This is a genomic window from Sorangium sp. KYC3313, assembly GCF_052075895.1.
Lineage (GTDB): Bacteria > Myxococcota_A > Polyangia > Polyangiales > Polyangiaceae > Sorangium > Sorangium cellulosum_B.
This window is the reverse complement of the sequence record NZ_CP197255.1, coordinates 10,964,809-10,982,718: the sequence shown is the minus strand read 5'-3', so window position 1 is coordinate 10,982,718 and position 17,910 is coordinate 10,964,809. Positions and strand designations below refer to the sequence as shown.

At 69.1% G+C, this 17,910-nt stretch carries 13 protein-coding genes; 8 read left to right on the top strand and 5 right to left on the bottom strand.

Annotated features, from left to right (window positions below; genetic code table 11):
- Positions 1-46 precede the first annotated feature (46 nt).
- The gene (locus tag ACSRUE_RS41765; RefSeq protein ID WP_441288425.1) at positions 47-2,434 is read right to left on the bottom strand and encodes a lysyl oxidase family protein; all 2,388 of its coding nucleotides are present in this window, start codon (positions 2,432-2,434) and stop codon (positions 47-49) included.
- A gap of 265 nt (positions 2,435-2,699) precedes the next feature.
- Between ACSRUE_RS41765 and ACSRUE_RS41760 the strand changes: the two genes are divergently transcribed.
- Complete coding sequence (locus tag ACSRUE_RS41760; protein ID WP_441288424.1) at positions 2,700-3,485, top strand: SDR family NAD(P)-dependent oxidoreductase; 786 nt, start codon at positions 2,700-2,702, stop codon at positions 3,483-3,485.
- Between the two features lie 114 nt (positions 3,486-3,599).
- Here the strand turns inward: ACSRUE_RS41760 and ACSRUE_RS41755 are convergent, their stop codons facing one another.
- The 3 genes from ACSRUE_RS41755 to ACSRUE_RS41745 form a co-directional block, all read right to left on the bottom strand.
- Positions 3,600-5,888 (bottom strand): di-heme oxidoredictase family protein, encoded by a 2,289-nt coding sequence (locus ACSRUE_RS41755; protein WP_441288423.1) that lies wholly within the window; start codon positions 5,886-5,888, stop codon positions 3,600-3,602.
- 79 nt (positions 5,889-5,967) lie between these two features.
- Positions 5,968-7,545 carry a DUF1552 domain-containing protein gene (locus ACSRUE_RS41750; protein ID WP_441288422.1) on the bottom strand — a complete coding sequence of 526 codons (1,578 nt, stop codon included), beginning with the start codon at positions 7,543-7,545 and terminating at the stop codon, positions 5,968-5,970.
- 70 nt (positions 7,546-7,615) lie between these two features.
- The gene (locus ACSRUE_RS41745; protein ID WP_437944008.1) at positions 7,616-9,070 is read right to left on the bottom strand and encodes a DUF1592 domain-containing protein; all 1,455 of its coding nucleotides are present in this window, start codon (positions 9,068-9,070) and stop codon (positions 7,616-7,618) included.
- Positions 9,071-9,418: 348 nt separating this feature from the next.
- On the opposite strand from ACSRUE_RS41745, the gene ACSRUE_RS41740 reads away from it, so the two are divergent.
- The 7 genes from ACSRUE_RS41740 (at position 9,419) to ACSRUE_RS41710 (ending at position 16,612) form a co-directional block, all read left to right on the top strand.
- Positions 9,419-10,255: a LamG-like jellyroll fold domain-containing protein gene (locus ACSRUE_RS41740; protein WP_441288421.1), complete on the top strand. Its 837-nt coding sequence runs from the start codon at positions 9,419-9,421 to the stop codon at positions 10,253-10,255.
- 1,249 nt (positions 10,256-11,504) lie between these two features.
- Positions 11,505-11,780 (top strand): hypothetical protein, encoded by a 276-nt coding sequence (locus tag ACSRUE_RS41735; RefSeq protein WP_441288420.1) that lies wholly within the window; start codon positions 11,505-11,507, stop codon positions 11,778-11,780.
- 177 nt (positions 11,781-11,957) lie between these two features.
- Positions 11,958-13,109, top strand: a complete 1,152-nt coding sequence (locus tag ACSRUE_RS41730; RefSeq protein WP_441288419.1) for a HesA/MoeB/ThiF family protein — start codon at positions 11,958-11,960, stop codon at positions 13,107-13,109.
- On the top strand, positions 13,106-13,921 hold the full coding sequence (locus tag ACSRUE_RS41725; RefSeq protein WP_441288418.1) for a class I SAM-dependent methyltransferase: 816 nt from the start codon (positions 13,106-13,108) through the stop codon (positions 13,919-13,921). The genes ACSRUE_RS41730 and ACSRUE_RS41725 overlap by 4 nt, the downstream gene beginning before the upstream one ends.
- Before the next feature lie 9 nt (positions 13,922-13,930).
- Positions 13,931-15,010 (top strand): S66 family peptidase, encoded by a 1,080-nt coding sequence (locus tag ACSRUE_RS41720; RefSeq protein ID WP_441288417.1) that lies wholly within the window; start codon positions 13,931-13,933, stop codon positions 15,008-15,010.
- Positions 15,011-15,439: 429 nt separating this feature from the next.
- Positions 15,440-15,973 carry a hypothetical protein gene (locus tag ACSRUE_RS41715; protein WP_441288416.1) on the top strand — a complete coding sequence of 178 codons (534 nt, stop codon included), beginning with the start codon at positions 15,440-15,442 and terminating at the stop codon, positions 15,971-15,973.
- A gap of 132 nt (positions 15,974-16,105) precedes the next feature.
- On the top strand, positions 16,106-16,612 hold the full coding sequence (locus tag ACSRUE_RS41710) for an HTTM domain-containing protein (RefSeq protein WP_441293187.1): 507 nt from the start codon (positions 16,106-16,108) through the stop codon (positions 16,610-16,612).
- 272 nt (positions 16,613-16,884) lie between these two features.
- Here ACSRUE_RS41710 and ACSRUE_RS41705 read toward each other — a convergent pair whose 3' ends face one another.
- A complete protein-coding gene (locus ACSRUE_RS41705) occupies positions 16,885-17,904 on the bottom strand; it encodes a hypothetical protein (RefSeq protein ID WP_441288415.1) in 1,020 nt (339 codons plus the stop codon).
- Positions 17,905-17,910 lie beyond the last annotated feature (6 nt).

Sequence of the window (17,910 nt, the reverse complement as noted above, 5' to 3'; positions counted from 1 at the left end):
AATGGGGGCGCGGCGCTGTGTGTTCACGCCCGGCGGCGCGCCCCTGTCACTGGAATGGTGTGACGAAGATCTGGTACGGCCCGAAATCCACCGGAGTACGCCCCTTCACGGTGATGGCGCCGAGGCTCCCTCCAGGTCGTGCCCCGTAAATCCGGGAGTTCACGCCCTCCCTCTCGCCCGCGCATGCGCTGAGCGGGCCGAAGCACTCGATGTTGATGGGATGGCATGCGTCGTCCGCGGTCTTGATCGTCATCGGGAAGTCGGTCAGGCCGCACGAGGACACCACGGTGGACGTCCCCGGGCAGACGGGAACATAGAACGTCTGCTCAGGGCTGCTCGCGCCGCACAAGGAGCTGGGAGGGATCGGCGCCCCGGTGGTGTCGCCGCTGACGAGGCCGCTGCCCGAGATGACCCCGGCCCTCTCGCCGAGGCACGACGCGCGCTGGAACCTGAGGCGGACCGTGCCGCGCGCCTCGGGGTGCGCGGCCTTGACCACCACCGTGTAGGTCCCGGCCCGGAGCCTGGCCGCGAAGTGCGCGCCCGGCGCGGCGTCGCCGCAGCTGTCGGCCGCGCAGCCGACGGGGGGGCCGCCGCACCCCTCGCCCTCGAGCACCGCGAGCGCCGTGTCGACGTCCGACGCCAGGGTGCCGAGGTACACGACCTCGTCGGACGGGAGCGTGAACCGGAAGAACACCTCGCCGCCGCCGCCGCCGCCGCACGGCAGCGCGACGTCGGAGGTGTTCTCGGCCGTGATCTCCGCCGCGTAATCCATCGAGCCCGTCAGCTCCCCCGGCGTCTCGCAGCTGCCTACGCCCGGGATCGGCGCGCAGCCGTCGTCCGGGACGCCGTTGCAGTTCTCGTCGACCGCGTTGCCGCACACCTCGGGCACCGGGGAGGCGCACCCCTCGCCCTCGCAGCCGTCGTCGGGGAGCCCGTCGCAGTCCTGGTCCACCGCGTCCCCGCAGATCTCCGGCTCGGGCTCGCAGGGCGCGAATGCCGGGACGTGGACGGGCACCTCGACCACGTTGTTCTCGATCGCCTGCTCGGCGATCGCGCCGACGGGGTTGACGGTGACGCGGAGGGTGTAGTCCCCCTCGGGCACGTCCGTCACGTCGACCCACTGGCACGGCGTGCCGACGTCGTAGGTGTCGGCCCATCCCGCGCTCAGGAAGTTGCACCCCATGCCTCCCGAGGTCGGGTAGCCGCGCGGCGCGGGGGACGAAGGGTCGAGGGGCTCCATGTCGACGAGGCAAAACGCCTGCTTGTGCCCCAGGGAGACGACCTCGCCCTCCGCATCGACCAGCCGGTAATCGGTGAAGTCCAGGAAATGGAAGTGCTGGTGGCACTGCGCATACTCGAAGAGCGGGCTGTTGAACTCGGGGCCGGGGTCGAGGTGGCCGGGCCCTGCGTTCTCGACGCGCCCCTCGAACTCGAGGAGATGTCGCCGGCCGGGGCCGCCGATGCACCTTTCCATGAGCTCGCAGGCGTCTCTGGGGAACGTCTGGTACGAGAACCGGATCGTGTCGACGATGCGCTGCCTGTCCGGGCGCAGGTCGGGCACGATGCAGACGCCGGCCTCGCACGCGTGGCCGCTGGGGCAGCACGCGCCGCCGCAGATCGCGCCGTCGCAGGCGGGGTAATCGACCGGGAGGACGATCGTGTTGTTGTCGAAGCGCGCCTCGGCGAGGGTCCTGTTCGGGTTCACGGTGATCTCGAGCTCGTAGAGCCCGGCCGGGACGCCGGTCACGTCGAGGGCGTTGCACGCGAGGGTGCCGGGTTGCTCGACGCGCTCGCCCGGGCCGAGGCCCTGCGCGTCGCAGCCGTACTGGCCGCCTGGCATCGCGACGCAGCGCCCGTCGAGCTCGGCCTCGGCGACCACCGCGCCGCCCTGGCGGAGGCGCGCGCGGAAGAAGCGCGGAACGACGTAGCTGTCCTCGCAGAAGTTCGGCTCGAAGACGTCGCTCTCCGACGGCACGCCGAGGTCGAGCGGAACGTCGCCGGCGTTCTCGAGCGAGACGTGGAAGCGCATGAGCGCCCGCCGGCCGCTCGCGCCGAAGCACCCATGCAGCAGCTCGCACGCGTCCTCGTCCACGCGGACCGTGGCGAACGTGACGGGCTCTCCTCGCTCCGGGGGCCCGAGCACGAGGTCCGCCGCCTCGCAGCCGCCGCGCACGCACGCGGCGCCGGGGCTGCAGCACGCCGCGTCGCCGCAGGCGCGCGCCTCGTCGCACGCGGCGGCGCAGCCCGACGGCTTGCCCTCGGCGTCGATCTGACACCGCGCCCCGACGGGACACACGATGTCCGAGCCGGGGCAACGGATGCTCCCGGACACACCGCCGTTGCCGGAGCCGCCGTCTCCCGCGCTGCCGCCTCCTGCCCCGCCCGAGGGCGGCTCGCCGTCGCCGCAGGCGGCGGCCGCCAGGAGGGTTCCCACCAACAGCGTTCTGACAGGCTTCTTCATGGTCACCGGGCGAGGACGATTGAGGAGCGGCGTGAATCGGGCGGTGTCGCGTCGCCGCTGCGCACAGCGAAGCAAGGCCCGCATCGTAGCGCGCGGGCGGTCGAAAGCAGCTCGATCGCGCGGCCACGCAACATCCCGACCGTCCCTATCCGGGATCTCTCGGTGCCTGGCGCGCCCGGGTCGGGCGCGAACAGCGTATTTCCCTCGGTTCACCCGCGGAGGGTGTACTCTCGCCGACATGGCTCCCGTCGTCGTCATCACCGGTGCATCCAGCGGAATCGGTCGATCGCTCGCGTTCTCTTGGGCGAAGCGCGGTGCGCGCGTGGTGCTGAGCGCGCGCGGGCGAGACGCGCTCGAAGAGGTCGCCTCGGAGGTGCGCGCGGCGGGCGGCGACGCCCTCGCGGTGGCCGGCGACGTGACCGTCGAGGAGGACCGCAAGGCGCTCTGCGAGCGGGCGCTCGGCGCGTACGGCCGGCTGGACGTGCTGGTGAACAACGCCGGGCGCGGCTACTACACGCCGTCGATCGAGATTGACCCCGCCGAGCTCGAGGCGCTCTACCGGCTGAACGTCGTCGCCCCCGTGCGCCTCGCGCAGCTCGCGATCGAGCCCCTCACGGCCACGAAAGGCACCCTCGTCATGGTCTCCTCGATCGCGGGGCTCGTCGCGGCGCCGCGGATGGGCCCGTACGCCTCGTCGAAGTTCGCGCTGGAGGCGCTCGCGATGTCGCTCCGCGCGGAGCTCTCGTCGCGCGGCGTGCGCGTGCTCGTGGTGCGGCCGGGGCCGGTAGAGACCCCGTTCCACGCGAACGCCGTCGTGACCGACGACAACGTCGGCTACCGCCCGCCCGGCCACAAGAAGCAGAGCCCGGACGAGGTCGCCGAGATGATCGTGCGCGCCGTCGAGGCGGGCCGCGACGTCCTGGAGACGAGCCTGTTCGTGAAGACCGCGAGCCTCGCCGCCCGCGTGGCGCCCGGCCCCATGCGCTGGCTCTCCAGGCGGATGGCGCGCCGCTCGGGGTTCTGAGCGGAGCGCGCTCCTCCCGCGCCGGGAACGCCGGGCGGGTCGAGCACCCGAGCAAGCCGAAGGGAGGTGGGGGCGGGGAGAGGGCGCCCGGAGCGAGCTCCGCGAGGCGGGGGCTCAGAGCGAGCGCAGGAAGGCGACCACCGCGTCGCGATCTCCCGCGGGGAGCGCCACGAAACGCTGCTTCGCGACGTCCGCCTCGCCGCCGTGCCACAGGATCGCCTCGACGACGTCCCGCGCGCGGCCGTCGTGCAGCAGCTGGGTGTGGCCGTTCACGGCCTCGAGCAGCCCGATGCCCCACAGCGGCGGCGTCCGCCACTCGCGCGGCCCCGCGAGGTGCTCGCTCGACGACGTGTCCGCGAGCGCTTCGCCCATGTCGTGCAAGAGCAGATCGCTGAAGGGCTGGATGCGCTGATCCCGCAGCTCGACGAGCGGGTGGCGGCTCCCCGTCTTCATCGAGGGGACATGGCAGCTCGCGCACCCTGCCTGGCTGAACAGCGCCTCGCCGCGCTGGACGGCCGGGTCCGCCGTGTCGCGGCGCGGCGGCACGCCCAGCATGCGCATGTAGACCGCGAGCCTGTCGAGATCCTCGTCGGAGAGCTCGGGAGCTCCGCGCGTGCCGGCCTGACAACCCGTCTGCGCCTCGCCGCACTCCTCGACCGGGAACAGGCTCGTCGTCACGCCCATGTCCGCCACCAGCGCGTCGGCGACCTGATGCGGTACGCTCACCTTGCTCGCCTTCCAGCCGAAGCGCCCTATCCGCAGTGCCCCCGAGACCGGATCCGGGATCAGGTTCGGACGGCCCGAGATACCGTCCTGATTGCAGTCCATCCCGTCTGCGCGCTCGAGCAGCGCGTCCTCCGCGATCGCCTCGAGGAGGCCCATGCCCACGAGCGGGCGGGCCACGCGGACCGAGTAGCTCGCGACAGGCCCTGCGGAGAGCCCGTCGAAGCGGAACGTGGGCTTTCGCAGGACGTACGCCGTGCCATCGGGGAACTGCCCGGGTTCCTCGGTATAGGCCACGGTGGCCGTACCCTCGCTGGCGCCCCCGCCCTGCGCCTTGTCCTGCAGCTGCCGGCCGTAGCTCGGGTCGGCGGTGGGCCCGCCGTCCGCTTTCGCGCCTGCGCCGAACAGCTTCACGACGGCGGTCTCCATCGCCTCGCCGGGCTCGGGCGGGGCGCCGCGACCGTTGTTGATATGGCAGCTCACGCACGCCGCCTGGTTCGAGAGCGGCCCCGCCTTGCCGGCGTGCTCGTCGAAGACGGGGTTACCGCCCTCGCTGTGCTCGCCGGTGGCAAAATCCGTATGGAACAGGCGGCGCCCCTCGAGGAAGGGCTGGATAGAGCTCTCCTGGATGTTGAGCGCCATCTGCTCGTAATAGAGATGAGGCTCCTCGTAGATGTACGGTATCGTCCCGTCGCCGCCCGACAGAGCCGCCTCGTTCGGCTCGTTGAACGGCGTCAGCTCGCCGCTGCCGACGCGGTAGCGGAACGTGTCGCTGTAATAGCTCGTCCTCCCCTCGACGGTGCCCGCGTCAAGGAACACCCCGAACTCGAACTCCAGCAGATCTCCCGCGCGGATCTCCCTGCCGTCCCTGGCGTTGCGATCGACGACGAACTCCCAGTGGGTGCTCGTGATGCGCTCCATGCCGTTGTTCGAGTCGAACACGTTGCCCTCGCCCGAGTACCAACAGCGGAAATTGATGGTCTGGCTGTTCGATGCGTTTGCTTTGGGGAGCCAGGTGAACTTGATGGTGCTGCCGCCTGCCGGGATCGTGTCCTCGACGATGAACTTGTAGCTTCGGTTCTCGAAATAACGCGGCTGGTACGGGCTGAACTCTTCCTCTTTCTCGTGGCGCCCGCGCACGCGCCCTGCGGCCTCGAGCGTGATGGTCCCATCGGCGGCCGTCGTGGTGATCGGCTTGCCCGCCGTCGCCGAGGGGAACAGCGGGGAGATCTCGCCGTCCACGCCGGAGCACTCGCCGGGATCGACCTCGCCGCCGTCGCAGGCCGGCGCGGGCGGCGCTCCCGCAGAGAAATAAGCGAAGATCGCCTCGATGTCGGCCGTCGCGATCTGCTGCTCGCCGAAGGCCGGCATGCGCGCCTCCCCCGTGCGCACCTGCGCCGTGAACTCCTCCAGGGTGCCGTCGAAGGCGAACAGATCGGGAAACCCGCCGGTCGGCTTGCCGTGGGCGCTATGGCACCCGCCGCAGTTCAGCGCGAACGCCTGCGGCAGCGCTGGCCCGTCGCTCGTCTCCTCGCAGGGCGGCGCGCCTTCCGTACCGCCCCCGTCGCCCGGCGAGGGCGACGCCGGCGAGGGAGACGCGGGCGACGGGTCGCTCGAGCACCCGAGCTCTGCGGTGCAGGTCACGAGCAGCCCGAGCGCGACATGGAGACCCCCGGACACCAACCGACGTGAGCGGCCTTCGAACATCGCGTTTCGACCTCCGGTGTGAGCCCATCCATCGAGACCGTGAACCGCAGCGCTACCGCAGGACCTCCTCGAGGAGCGCGTTCGGCACCCCGCGGCGATCTTCGCCGAACGACGCGACGCCGAGGTCGTAGTACTGGTTCATGATGGTGAACCACAGATCGCGGAGCTGGCGATCCTGGCCGAGGGGGCCATACGCGACGTGCGCGTCGTTCAGGAAGACGCCGTCGCCGCCCAGGAGGACGATGGGCAGATCGTACGCGTCGTGGTCGTGCGTGCGCATCTCGCTCATGTAGACCATCACCGAGTGATCGAGCACCGTCCCGTCCCCCTCGGGGATCGCGTCGAGCCGCTGCGCGAGCTGCGCTGTCTTCTGGCCGAGCCAGCAGTTGATCGCCGCGAAATCGAGGTTGCTCTCCTCGACGACCGCGTAGCGGCCGCCCTCGTCCGCGGCGCCCAGGTTGCCGGGGCCGTGCTGGCAGGAGTGATAATGGAGGCTGCTGCCCGCCCTGTACTCGAGTCCCACCTTCGCGCGGACGTCGGCCGGGATGCACCGGTACTCGAACTCGGAGCGCGCGTCGTCGAGCATGTGGGTGATCACGCGCGTCACGTCGCATTGAATGGCCATGACGATGAGATCGATCATGACGTTCGCGTGATCGTCGTGTTTGTACTCGCCGGCCTCCGTGCTGTCGTTCTCGTTGAGCCCCTCCTGCTGCCCCGGCGGCTCGGGGACCACGCCGGGCGCGCCGATCGGGCTGCAGCCCAGGCTCGACGGGGTCATCGTCGACTGGACGCGGGTCACGTTCTTCTCGGTCTCTCGCAGGGCGTCCAGGTACTGCTGGACGATCTTGCGATCGTCCGAGCCGACCTTGCGCATGAGCGCGTTCGCGTCCGCGAGCACCGCGTCGATGACGCTCTTCTCGGTCGCCGCGCGGCGCTCGGCCTCGATCCGGGCCTGCTCGTCGGTCTGCCCTGGCACGGGGGGCGCGCTCGCGGCGCCCGCGTTGACGAGCGCGTCGAACACCGCCTTCGGGTTGACCGAGCGCTTCAGCGGCTCGCGCGGGCTCTTCCAGGAGACGGCCTGATTGTAGGCGTAGCTGCGCCCGTCGAAGAAGCCGGGCTTCACCCCGAGCCCCGTCTGCAGCGACGGGATGCGGGTCGCCTGCTCCGGGCCTGCCTTCTGCACGATGAGCTGGTCGACCGAGACGCCGTTGCCCACCCACTCGCCGAGGTCCTGCCCAGCGGCCCTCCCGAGCTCATCGGCGTCCACGCAGGTCGACAGCGCGGCCATGCAGCGCGAGTGGGACGGCTCGATGAACGCGTTCTGCTCCTTGCTCCACGTGTGGTTGCCGAGGCGGCTTATCATGAGCATCTTCGACTTCACCGGCGCGAAGTGCTCGAGCACCCTGGGCAGCTTGAAATCGGCGCCCTTCAGCGTCTTGCCGAACGCGGGCGCCGTCTCCCACCAGTGGTGGGGCGCCCCGTTCGGGAAGGTGCAGAGCAAGAAGCGCTTCGGCGTGCCGGGCTCCCCGCCGCGCGCGCTGCGCGGGGCGAGGCTCTCGAGAAACGGCAGCGCCAGGCAGACGCCCGCGCCGCGCAACAGGTTCCTGCGTGTCATTCCGCGTTTCATGTGCGCATCGCTCCTTCGTGCCTGGTTCCGTGCGGAAACAGCGCCTGCGGCCTCACTTCGCCCTGCGGCCTCACTTCGCCCCGACCTTCGCCGCGCGGAGGCGAAACGCCTCGCTGGTCACCACCTGCTTCACCAGATCCGCGATCGTCCCCTTCTCCCAGCGCGCGGCGATCGCCTCGAGCGTGTCCCTGTCGCCGCCGATCGGGCGCCGGCGCAACGCATAGGTGAAGAGCTGCTCGGAGGGGCAGAGCCCCAGCTGGGGGTCCTTCTGGAGCTCCGGGATGAGGCCGGAGATGTCCTGGAACGCCGCGCCCCCGTACTCGCCAGTCGCGTCGACCGCGTCGCCGTTCGGGTACTCGGTCCGGTAGGCGCCGATCGCGTCGAAGTTCTCGAGGCTCAGCCCGATGGGATCGAGGACATCGTGGCAGCCCGCGCAGTCGGGCGACTCGCGGTGCTTCTCGAGCTTCTTGCGGACGTTGTCGACGGGGCCCGAGTCGCCTCCCGCGGCCTCGAGCTCCGGGATATCCACCCCGGCGGGAGGGGCCAGGTCGGAGCAGTAGAGCTGCGCCAGGATCGTCTTCGCGCGGGACGTGGGGGAGGTCCGATCGGCGCGGGAAGACAGCGTGAGGAACGCGGGGAGCGTGAGGAACCCGCCGCGCCCGGCCTCGGGGTCGTTCGCGTAGAGCGGCGCGAGCGGCGGGCTCTCCGGGTGGGGCGCCGTGAGGAACTCGGACCACGGCCGCTCGCCGGTCGTGAAGCCGGTGAAATAGGCGTTGGCCTGGTCGATCATCGCGCCCTTCATCTCGTCGTTCCAGCCCGGGAACAGCCCTGTGTCGACGCTGTGGCTCGGGAGCGTTCGGGTCCCGAGCCACTGCCCGAAGAAGTTCTGGAAGAACGCGGCGCTCTTCGGGTCGGCGAGCATGCGGTCCACCTGCTCCCGGAGCTCGTCCTCGGTGGCCAGCGCATCGCCCTCCGCGGCCTCGAAGAGCTCCTCGTCCGGGAGCGAGCTCCAGAGCAGGTACGAGAGGCGCGACGCGATCTCATGGCCGCCGAGGGCGCCCGGCGATCGCGTCGAGTCGGGGCCGACCTCGATCCGCAGGAAGAAATTCGGCGACGTCAGCAGGGTCCGGACGACGTGCTGCACCGCCTCGACGGGGGACATCTCGAGGGTGGCGCGCGCGTCGTCGTACTGCGCCGCGTACCGGTCGACCTCCGCCGCCTCGAGCGGGCGCCGGAAGGCGCGCAGCCCGAAGCGCTCGATGATCTCGCGCGCGCACCCGTCGCCCGCGCCCTCCGCCGGGTCGCACACGAGGATCTGGGCGCGCTGCGCCTCGCTCGAGAACGCGTCGGCCGCCAGCTTCTTGGCGGCGTCGTAATACCCCTGGACGAGGACCTGCGAGAGGCTCGAGAGCGCGCTGGCGTTCGCGTCGAAGCCCTTCGCGCCGGAGGCCGGGAACCCGTCCGCCGGCCGCAGGCGCGTGCCCAGGAGGTGGGCGACCGTGTTGTTGTACTCCGATGCTGTCATGTGGTGCAAAGGCATCCCGCCTGGCGCGACGGCGTCGTCGCCTCCGGGGTCCTGTCCCGGATCGTCGTCGCTTCCGAGGATGCCAGTGCACGAGATGCTCAAGAGACATCCCCCGGCGACGAGCCAGGGACTTGCGAACACTCGGTCAAGTCGGCACATCATGGTCGGCTCCCGCGTGTGGAATCAGCGCTCTCCCCCTCGTCGCCGGACCGCGCGCCTTTCGTGATCGAATCGACAGCACATCCGCGCTAGGATCAGCCTGTGTCGTGCGCGCGGAAGACTACGGTGATGGTGCTGCTCCTCGGCTTGTCCGGATGTGGGGCAGATGTGGATATTGCGGTGGGCCGTATGACGCCGACGTCGGTTGTGGGCGGCGGCGGGGAAGGTGGTCGTGGCAGCGGGGAAGGGGGGCGTGGTGGTGGGGCGCTGAGCGGCGGTGAGGCGGGAAGCGGCGGTGAGGCGGGCGGCGGCGGGGACGGGGGCGGCGGCGCGGCCCCCTGCGATGCGCTGCCGTCGCTGGCTCATCGGTACTCGTTCGACGGGGTGGGGGCGGTCGTCGCCGATACGGTCGGCGGCGCCGACGGCGAGATCTTCGGCGGCGCGAGCCTCGACGGCGGAGGGGTGCTCACCCTCGACGGAGAGGACGACTACGTCGATCTGCCCGCGGGTCTCCTCACGGGGTCGAGCGACGTCACCGTGATGGTCTGGGTCGCCCGCAACGGCGGAGGGGCGTACCTGCGCGTCGTCGACTTCGGCATCGGCAGCACAGGTGAGGATCCCGTCGAGGGAGATGGAAGCGTCGGGCAGTCTTACCTGGCCATCACCCCGTCAACAGGCTTCGACGTGCGGGGGCTCGCAGCGCTCGCGAGCGACAGCGGCGCCGCGGGCGAGGTGGCGATCCCCACCGACGCGTCGCTCGAGGACGGCGAGATCCATCAGGTCGCCGTCGTCGTCGACGGCGTGGCGGCGGCCATGGCCCTTTACCTGGATGGCGCGCTCCTCGGCAGCGCGCCGGTCGGCTTCCCGCTGTCGGCGATCGAGGACGTGAACAACTGGCTCGGGCGGTCCCAGTTCGATCAGGACCCGTACTTTGGCGGACGCTACGACGAGCTACGCATCTACCGCGAGGCGCTGGCGGGCTGCGCGGTCGAGGCTGCCTTCCGCGCCGGCCCGGATCGGCCGTGAGGCCTGGAGCGCCTCTCGAGACTTCCCGTCGCCAGGCCGCCGAGGGCGGGCGCATCGCGTCATTGCTCCTCGTCGCGCCTGGCGCTGAACGTGACCGTCGCGATCAAGCCCTTGCTGGTGTTGGAGATGCCGCTGAGCAGCGCCTTCGAGATGGATGCAGAGTCGCGCGGTTTCGAGCAGGTTTGCTGAGGAACAAAAGACCAAGCCCCACGGGTCTTGCCCTCTTTGTCGCCAATGATCGGGGGGCAACGTTTCGGGTTGCGGCGAGTCGTAGGCGCTCACGGCCCCTGGGCAAGACGCGCCGTTCAGCTGACCGAGGCGCGTGATGACCGGGGTCGCTGGGCGACGACATCACAAAGCCTTCCTCCGCTTCTCCGTCTCACATTCGGCGTGCGCGGGACGATGTCAATCGCTGGTGGAGGCGCGAGTAAAGGGAGCGACTGCGCCGCACGCCGCTCGTTGAGCTCGGGCAAGCCGAGCGACACGAGCGAAAGGAGTGCGCGGCTATCCCGGGGGTAGGAAATCCAAACGCGATTCGAAAGTCAAGCTCCTCGTAGCGGCCGTCCCAACCACCGTACAGTGATGCTGCACGCCCTGGTCAATGTATAAAACCTCACGCGATCCGCATCCCTCCTGGAATGGTGACGCTATATCAATAACTTATCTATGCATCGAGAGGGCCGCATTCACTCCACAGCCTGCGGGGAGCCCGGTCTTGAGGTGGCGTGGAGCGCCCAAGCGGTCGAGCAGGCGGCGTGGCTGGACGAGGCGCACAGGGTCGCGCTGCGGCTGCGGGTGGATCTGGTGCTCGCGCTCGGGCCGCAGCCGCCCCCGTTCCTAACGGATCCGGGTCAGCAGGGCGATACGCCTGTCGGTGAGGTCGTGGCGGGTGCGGTTCAGGGCCAAGTGCCGGCGGATCGAGGTGCTGCCGGTGGGCACGTGCCATCCGGAGAAGGAGCTCTGGGGGGCGAGCGGGGGGAGGCGAACGGGAAGGCGCGGGGCGCGGGGCGCACCGGAGCGTCGTCCTGCCGTATGGGCGCGGCGGCTTCCGAGCGGGCGAGCGCGTATGAACTTTCCGTCATCGACGGATGCTTATGACTTCTTTCGTACGGGGCCATAGGGGCCAAACATCCTTGATGTCGCGCACATGGGCGGCTTGATGCGCTGGCCGTGGGCTCCGAGGCAGTGGCGCGTGTCGGCGCACGGCGATGCGCCGCACGCCAGAGGCAACATGTGGAGCATGAGTCCGATGGACAATTTGATTGACTCGACCCGAAGGGACGAATACTGCTTCGTACGCTGGGGGGGGAACAAACAAGGGGAGAAATCTATGAGTGCAAGGGAGAAGGTGGGGCTCCTGGTGTCGATCCTTGGTGCTTCCGCGAGCGCCACGGGCGCTGCGCAGGCAGCTGAGTCGCCGTCGGCCAATTCGGCCGTCGTCCAGGGGGCGCCGGTGGAGTTGGACATCATTGATACCCTGATCAAACTCGTGAAGTCGACCATCAGGATGGAGGTGCCCAACTGACAGCATGAGGCCGGGCTACGCGATGCACCTTACGGAGCGTGGCGTTCTTCAGCACCGCTATTGAGCGGCTGCATCGCGGAGCCGCCATCGGGTCGACGTGACCAGAAGATACACTCCGCGATCTGGTCGTGGAGTGTATCTTCTCCACATGCGATGTTACAACAAGGTGAGACTATCGTGGCGACTCTACCCGACGATCTCTACCCGCTGCTGCCGGCGTACCTGCAGGTCACCGCAGCCCGATTGATCCAATCGGAGCCGCCGCGCTTCGGCCTGCGGCTCGCGGCGTTTCCATCCACTCCTTACGAGACCAGCGCTGAGGTCAGCGCTGCGACGCTCTTCCTCCTCTCGCTTGCGGACGGTCGGCGAACCTTCCGCGAATGCCGTGAGCGCGTGCGTGAAGAGTTTGCCGGGCTCGACGACGCATGCGAGGACGAGCTTTGCGCTCTCGTCGAGCGTGGCATCCTGGTTGACGCGTCGACGCATCCGGAGTTGATGCCTGGCACGCGAGACCGATATGCGAGGCATCTCCTGTTCTACGGGAGCGTCGGCGCGCATGCGCCGTCCGTGCAGCGCAGGTTGCAAAGCGCGCGCGTCGCGATCGTGGGGGTCGGCGGCATTGGCACCTGGCTCTCTTTCCTGCTCGGCGCGGCTGGCGTTGGCCACATCAAGCTCATCGACGGCGATCTCATTGAGGAGAGCAACTTGACCCGACAGCTCTACTTCACGCCGCGCGACATCGGAAAGCCGAAGGTCGACGTCGCGCGGCAGAGCCTCCTGAACATCAACCCGGGCATCACGTGCGAGTCGCTCCCGCGCTCGATCCTACACGAGAGTGACATGGATGAGCTGGTGGGCGACGTCGACCTGATCCTGCTCTCGGGTGACACCCCTGCGAACATACATGACATCGTCGACAGCTACTCGTACCGCAGGCACATTCCTTGGTCCGCGGCTGGGTACGCGCATTCTGTTGCGGTGTGCGGCCCCCTCATCGCGCCTGGCCGGACGGCTTGCAGAGGCTGCATGATACCGGAGGACGAGGCTCTACCGATGAGGGATCTACCACTGATCAGCGAGATCAACCGGCGCTTTCAGGTTTCATCGTTCGGTCCGGTCAACGGGCTCGCCGCGTCGATGCAGGCGAAGGAGGCGCTCGCTTGGCTCGGGGGCCTGGAGCACTTGGTCCAGACGCTCGACGCCGTGGTTGCCATGGATGCGCTGACCATGTGCAGCACAGTCACGAGGATTCCGCACGCGCCGACATGCAATCGCTGTAGCCGGGCATCAGGACCGGCGTCCCCCCGGTTCGAAGAGGCGGCGCCATGAGCGAGTCGATGTCCCCCCTGCGAGGGATTACGTCGTTCGCCGATCTCCTCGCGCTACCATACTTCGAGTTCCTGTCGTGCCTCGGGGAATTCGCGCTTCACCCCGGCGGGCTCGCGGCGACCGTCGATCTACTCAAGATCGCCAGCCTGCGGGCGCAGGATCGGGTGCTCGAGATCGGCTGCGGTACCGGCCATACAACGCGTGCGCTGCTGAGCGCCGGGCTCGACGTGAGTGTCGTGGAACCGTCCCAGCGCATGCTCCAGGCGGCCCTAAGGAACTGCATGCGCATGACGCAGATGCGGCCCAAGCATTACCTTTGTAGCGCCGAGGATCTGTCATGCCTCCCCGCGAGTTCATTCGATGTCGTGCTCTATGAGTGCGTGTTTGGCTTCATCTCCGATCCGAAGCAGGCCCTACGCGAGTGTGCCAGAGTCATGGCGGACGGCAGGTCGCGCGTTTGCGTGATTGACATGCATTACGTGGAGGAGCCGCCCCAGCATGTACGACGCGAGCTGAGGGAGATATTCGGGAAGGACGTCGCGCTCCTCTACGAAGCGGACTGGAGAGAGCTGTTCGCCGATTTTGCGAGTGCGCACTGGGATGCGGGCGATTTGAGCAATATCGCTGCGCCGGGGCCGGGTGGGATTAGGCAAATGCTGTCAGACGCCGGGTTGCTCGACCAGCTTCCTGGCTCGGGGGATGAGCGATTCGAGCAGATCTCCCGGCGTTGGCGCGAATGGAACCGCGTGTTCGACGAGAACAAGAGTTATATGCGCCTCCACCGCGCCGTGTGGACGCCGCGCTTTAACTGAGAATGACGAATGCTTATGGCAGCAGAGGACAGGAACGCGGGGACCGGTCGGCGGATCATCCGCCCGCGCGCGCTCAAGCAGGGCGACGCGATCGGCATTTTTACTCCCTCGTACCCCGCCCATGTCGTCTATCGCGATAAGTACCTCCACGGCAGAGAGACGCTGCGGAAGCTCGGGTTCCGTGTCATCGAGGGTGAGCTGACCGCGAAGGCCGTGGCAGAAGGCTACCGCTCGGGCCCCCCCGAGGCGCGCGCGAGGGAATTCATGGACCTCGTGACGAACCCGGAGGTGCGCGCGTTGATCGCCACGATAGGCGGCGCGAACTCGTCGAGCCTGCTCGGGCACATCGATTTCGAGAGGGTGAGAGAGAACCCGAAGATCATTTGCGGGTACAGCGACGTTACCGCGCTGCATATGGGCCTGCTCACGCAATCCGGGCTATCGACGTTCTACGGCCCTGCGGTCGTCCCCTCCTTCGGCGACTGGCCCGGGGTCGATGAGTTCACGCTCGATTCGTTCCTCGACGCCACCGGTCGCCACACGGACGGCGCGAGGGCTCTCCTGTGCCCGCCGCGGTGGAGCAACCACTTCCGGGACGCGAAGACGTCCGAGTGGTGCACCGCTCCACGTCGGTACGAGCCGAACGCCGGCTGGCGCGCTCTCGTGTCGGGGGACGCCGAAGGGCCGGCCATCATCGCGAACCTGAACACGTTGCTTTCGCTCGCGGGGACGAGGTACTTCCCGCCGCTCAGAGGAGCGATCCTGATCCTGGAGCAGATGGACTGCTGCTTTTCACGGGAGGAGCGGCAGCTACGGCAGATCGAGGCGATGGGCGCGCTTGACGAGATCGCGGCGCTGGTGATCGGCAAGGCGGAGATGACCGAGACCGAGGGCGCCCCGTTCAGGCATGACGAGCTCCTGCTCGAGGTGCTCGGGCTGCGCCGAGGGTATCCGGTCGTGACGAGCTTCGACTGTTCCCACACCGTCCCGATGCTCACCATGGCCCAGATGTGCAGGGTCCGTGTGCGGGCCCACGTGAGGCACGGCGTCGAGATGGCCGTGTGCGAGCCGATGGTGGAGGTGCGCTGAGTCGGGAGAACGTGGCTACGTGTCCGAGCGGTCTGGACCCGCGCAGAGGGATGACGCGACGTCCTGTCCGATGTGGAAGAGTTCGCCGAGGTCGAACAGTCGACGCGTGAGCCGCGATGCGCGCGTTTCCCGGAAGGGCGGCCGCATTTCGAGGGAGCTTGGTGCATCACGTCGAAAACTCGCCCTCGCGCGTCGGGCGCTCGCGATGACGGGGCATGACGCGGATCCGGGGCGTCCCAGCGTGGGAATATGAGCGTGAACTGTGGTAACGAGGGTCCCCGTGTCCGAACAGCTCAGCTCGGTTTTCGTCTCTCTCCGTATCCAGCGAGAGGTCGATCCGGATCGGCGCAGCCTGTTGCGGACGGTGCTTTTGACGCAGCGTCTGCGGGCCAGCACCATCGGCTCGTGCTCTCTGCCTGAGAGATCCCGATGAGCACGGTCCTCACGCACCGCGCGCGGTGGGCTCTTTCGGTGTCGCTGGCCGTCTTCTTCGGGATCCAGGCCGTGCAGCTCCCCCTCTCGCTCTTCTTTGGCAAGGACCTCTGGCCATTCGCGCCGTACAGCATGTTCTCGTACCTGCAACCGGCCAGGATGCGACGCCCGCATGTGGTGCTCCATGACTCTTCCGGCCGAACCCAGCTCGTCGAGCCGGGGCACGTGCTGCCGATAGAGTTTTTCCGCGCCAACGCTCTCCTGCGCTCCACCTACTCTCCCCAGAGCGACCCGCGGCCGAAGGTCGAGCTCGCCCGCGCCATCCTCACGCGGCTGCGCCAGGGGCCATGGGATGCGTTCGACGAGGTATGGGCGGCCGCGCGGCCGTCGCCCGGGGCCACGTTCACCCGGCTGGAGGTCACCTTCTGCGAGTGGGATTTCACGCAGTACCGGTACGGCGCCGACTACCGTCCGGAGTGCGAGCCGCCCGTCTTCTCGTATCCCTTGATCGAACGGAGCTCCCACCCATGAAGCCCCTCTCCAGCCGAGCAGACCGCTTCCTGTTCGCGCAAGATGCGTCGTTGACGCGTCTGGCCGCCACCCGGGCGAGCCTCGGGCTGGTCATCCTGGTGATGGTCGTGCTCGGCCCGTTCGACCGCTTCTATCTCTTGGAACTACGATACACACCTCAATTTCTTCGCGATAGCGCTCTGCGCCGGGCGGAGCGGCGCGCGCGGCTCGCTGGACGACCTGCTCGGGTGGACGATGCCAGCCTCCGCGCGCGACATTCAGCTGGCATCGTTCCTCCTCGCGTTCATGCAGCTCTATGTTGCGCTCCTTTACTTCCAGGCAGGTGTGTCCAAGCTCGTCGCCTCGGGCCTCGCCTGGTTCACGAGCGGCGTGACAGCGTATCGCTTCACGATCAACTCGGGCGCAGAGCTCGGCCGGTACCTGACGCAGTGGCCCTGGATCTTCCAGGTCTTCACCGCGCTCGGCGGCTTGTTCGAGTTCGCCTTCCTTCCCTTGATGCTGTGGCGCCGCAGCCGCCGAGCCGTGGCGCTCGCCGCAATGGCGTTCCACCTCGGGACGTACCTCGTCATGGACATCTCCTTCTGGCATCTCTGGGCGCTTTATCCCGCGCTGTTCATGTATCGGCCCCGCGGCGCCTGATCCACGCGCTCGGCCCCGCCACTCGCCCGCAGACCCTGCCGCGGCCATGCCGCAGAACGAAGCTCCAGTGCGCCTCGAGCTCCGCCGCCTCCCTCTGCTCTGCGCTCGCCCCAGATTCGGGTCTCGCTCTTTTGTTGCGAGTCATCTGGGGCAACGTCTCGGGTCGCGGCGAGTCGTAGGCGCTCACGGCCCCTGGGCAAGACGCGCCGTCCAGCAGGCTCGATCGTACACTGCTCGTCGCAAGCTGGACTCTAGCAAGCGCAACCCAAATACTAGAAGGCCAGCGCGAGACCGAGGCGCGCGCTGAGGCCTGCGACCGGGGGGCGGTAGACGACGCCGTCGAGGTTCTCGACGACGAAGCGGGGCCGCCTCAGCGGGACGACGGCGTGCAGCGCGCCCTCGACGCTCACGGGAGCGGCGACGCGCCATTCGAGCAGCGTCCCGAGCCCGGCTGCGAAGATCGGCGTCGTGAGGGTGAAGGGCTCATCGACGTCCCGCCCCCTGGAGCGGAGCCAGTGCTGGCGGCCGAGCGCGCAGACGTAGACGCGGAGGGGGCGCTCGAACGGGCGCGCGCACGCGTCGACCTCGAGGAACCAGAGCCGGAACTCGGCGCCTGCAGCCAGCCCCGCGATGTGGCCCGAGCTCGACGGCACCACGCCGGCCGCGCCGTCCGCGCGGAACCAGCCGCTGCGGAGCCCGCCGCCCGCGGCGAGCCCGACGCCGATCGTCGGGACGAGCGCCTGCTCGATCTGCGCGCTCACCCAGAGCGCTCCCTCCACGTCGCGCTCGCTCGCGGCGGACGGCCGCGCTGCCGCGGGAGGTGGGCGGCGCGGCGCGGGAGGCGGCGGGCGCGGCGCGCCGGCGGCGGGGGCGGCGATCGCCTGGGGCGGCGCGGGCTGCGCGGCGGCGCTCCGCGCGACCGCGTCGGGATCGATCGACATCGCGACGATCAGCGCCGCTGCCCGCGACATGGACGCGCAGTCGTCGCCACGGATCACCCGCTCGCCCGGCGCCGGCGCGCGGATGCGCAGGTCGAGCCGGTAGCGCTCGTCGCGCTCGCGAGCGATCGCGATCTCGACCTCGATCGGCAGGCGCTGCTCCGACGTTCCCAGCAGCCGGGCGATCTCGCTCCGGACCTCGTCGACCGGCGGGCACCCCGCCGGCGCTTCCCAGCGGAGATCGATGGTGCGCGGCTCGGCGGGCGCCGCGAGCGCGCGCGCGGGCAGGAGCCCTGCCGCGACGATCAGCGCCGGGAGGATCGACGGCGCATGCGCCCACCTTGAGACGTGCACCCGCGC

Excerpts from the sequence above, each read along its gene's own strand:
- ACSRUE_RS41760 (WP_441288424.1), top strand. The coding sequence starts at position 2,700 with ATGGCTCCCGTCGTCGTCATCACCGGTGCATCCAGCGGAATCGGTCGA.
- ACSRUE_RS41750 (WP_441288422.1), bottom strand. The coding sequence starts at position 7,545 with ATGAAACGCGGAATGACACGCAGGAACCTGTTGCGCGGCGCGGGCGTC.
- ACSRUE_RS41740 (WP_441288421.1), top strand. The coding sequence starts at position 9,419 with ATGACGCCGACGTCGGTTGTGGGCGGCGGCGGGGAAGGTGGTCGTGGC.
- ACSRUE_RS41735 (WP_441288420.1), top strand. The coding sequence starts at position 11,505 with ATGGACAATTTGATTGACTCGACCCGAAGGGACGAATACTGCTTCGTA.
- ACSRUE_RS41715 (WP_441288416.1), top strand. The coding sequence starts at position 15,440 with ATGAGCACGGTCCTCACGCACCGCGCGCGGTGGGCTCTTTCGGTGTCG.
- ACSRUE_RS41725 (WP_441288418.1), top strand. The coding sequence starts at position 13,106 with ATGAGCGAGTCGATGTCCCCCCTGCGAGGGATTACGTCGTTCGCCGAT.
- ACSRUE_RS41720 (WP_441288417.1), top strand. The coding sequence starts at position 13,931 with ATGCTTATGGCAGCAGAGGACAGGAACGCGGGGACCGGTCGGCGGATC.
- ACSRUE_RS41745 (WP_437944008.1), bottom strand. The coding sequence starts at position 9,070 with ATGACAGCATCGGAGTACAACAACACGGTCGCCCACCTCCTGGGCACG.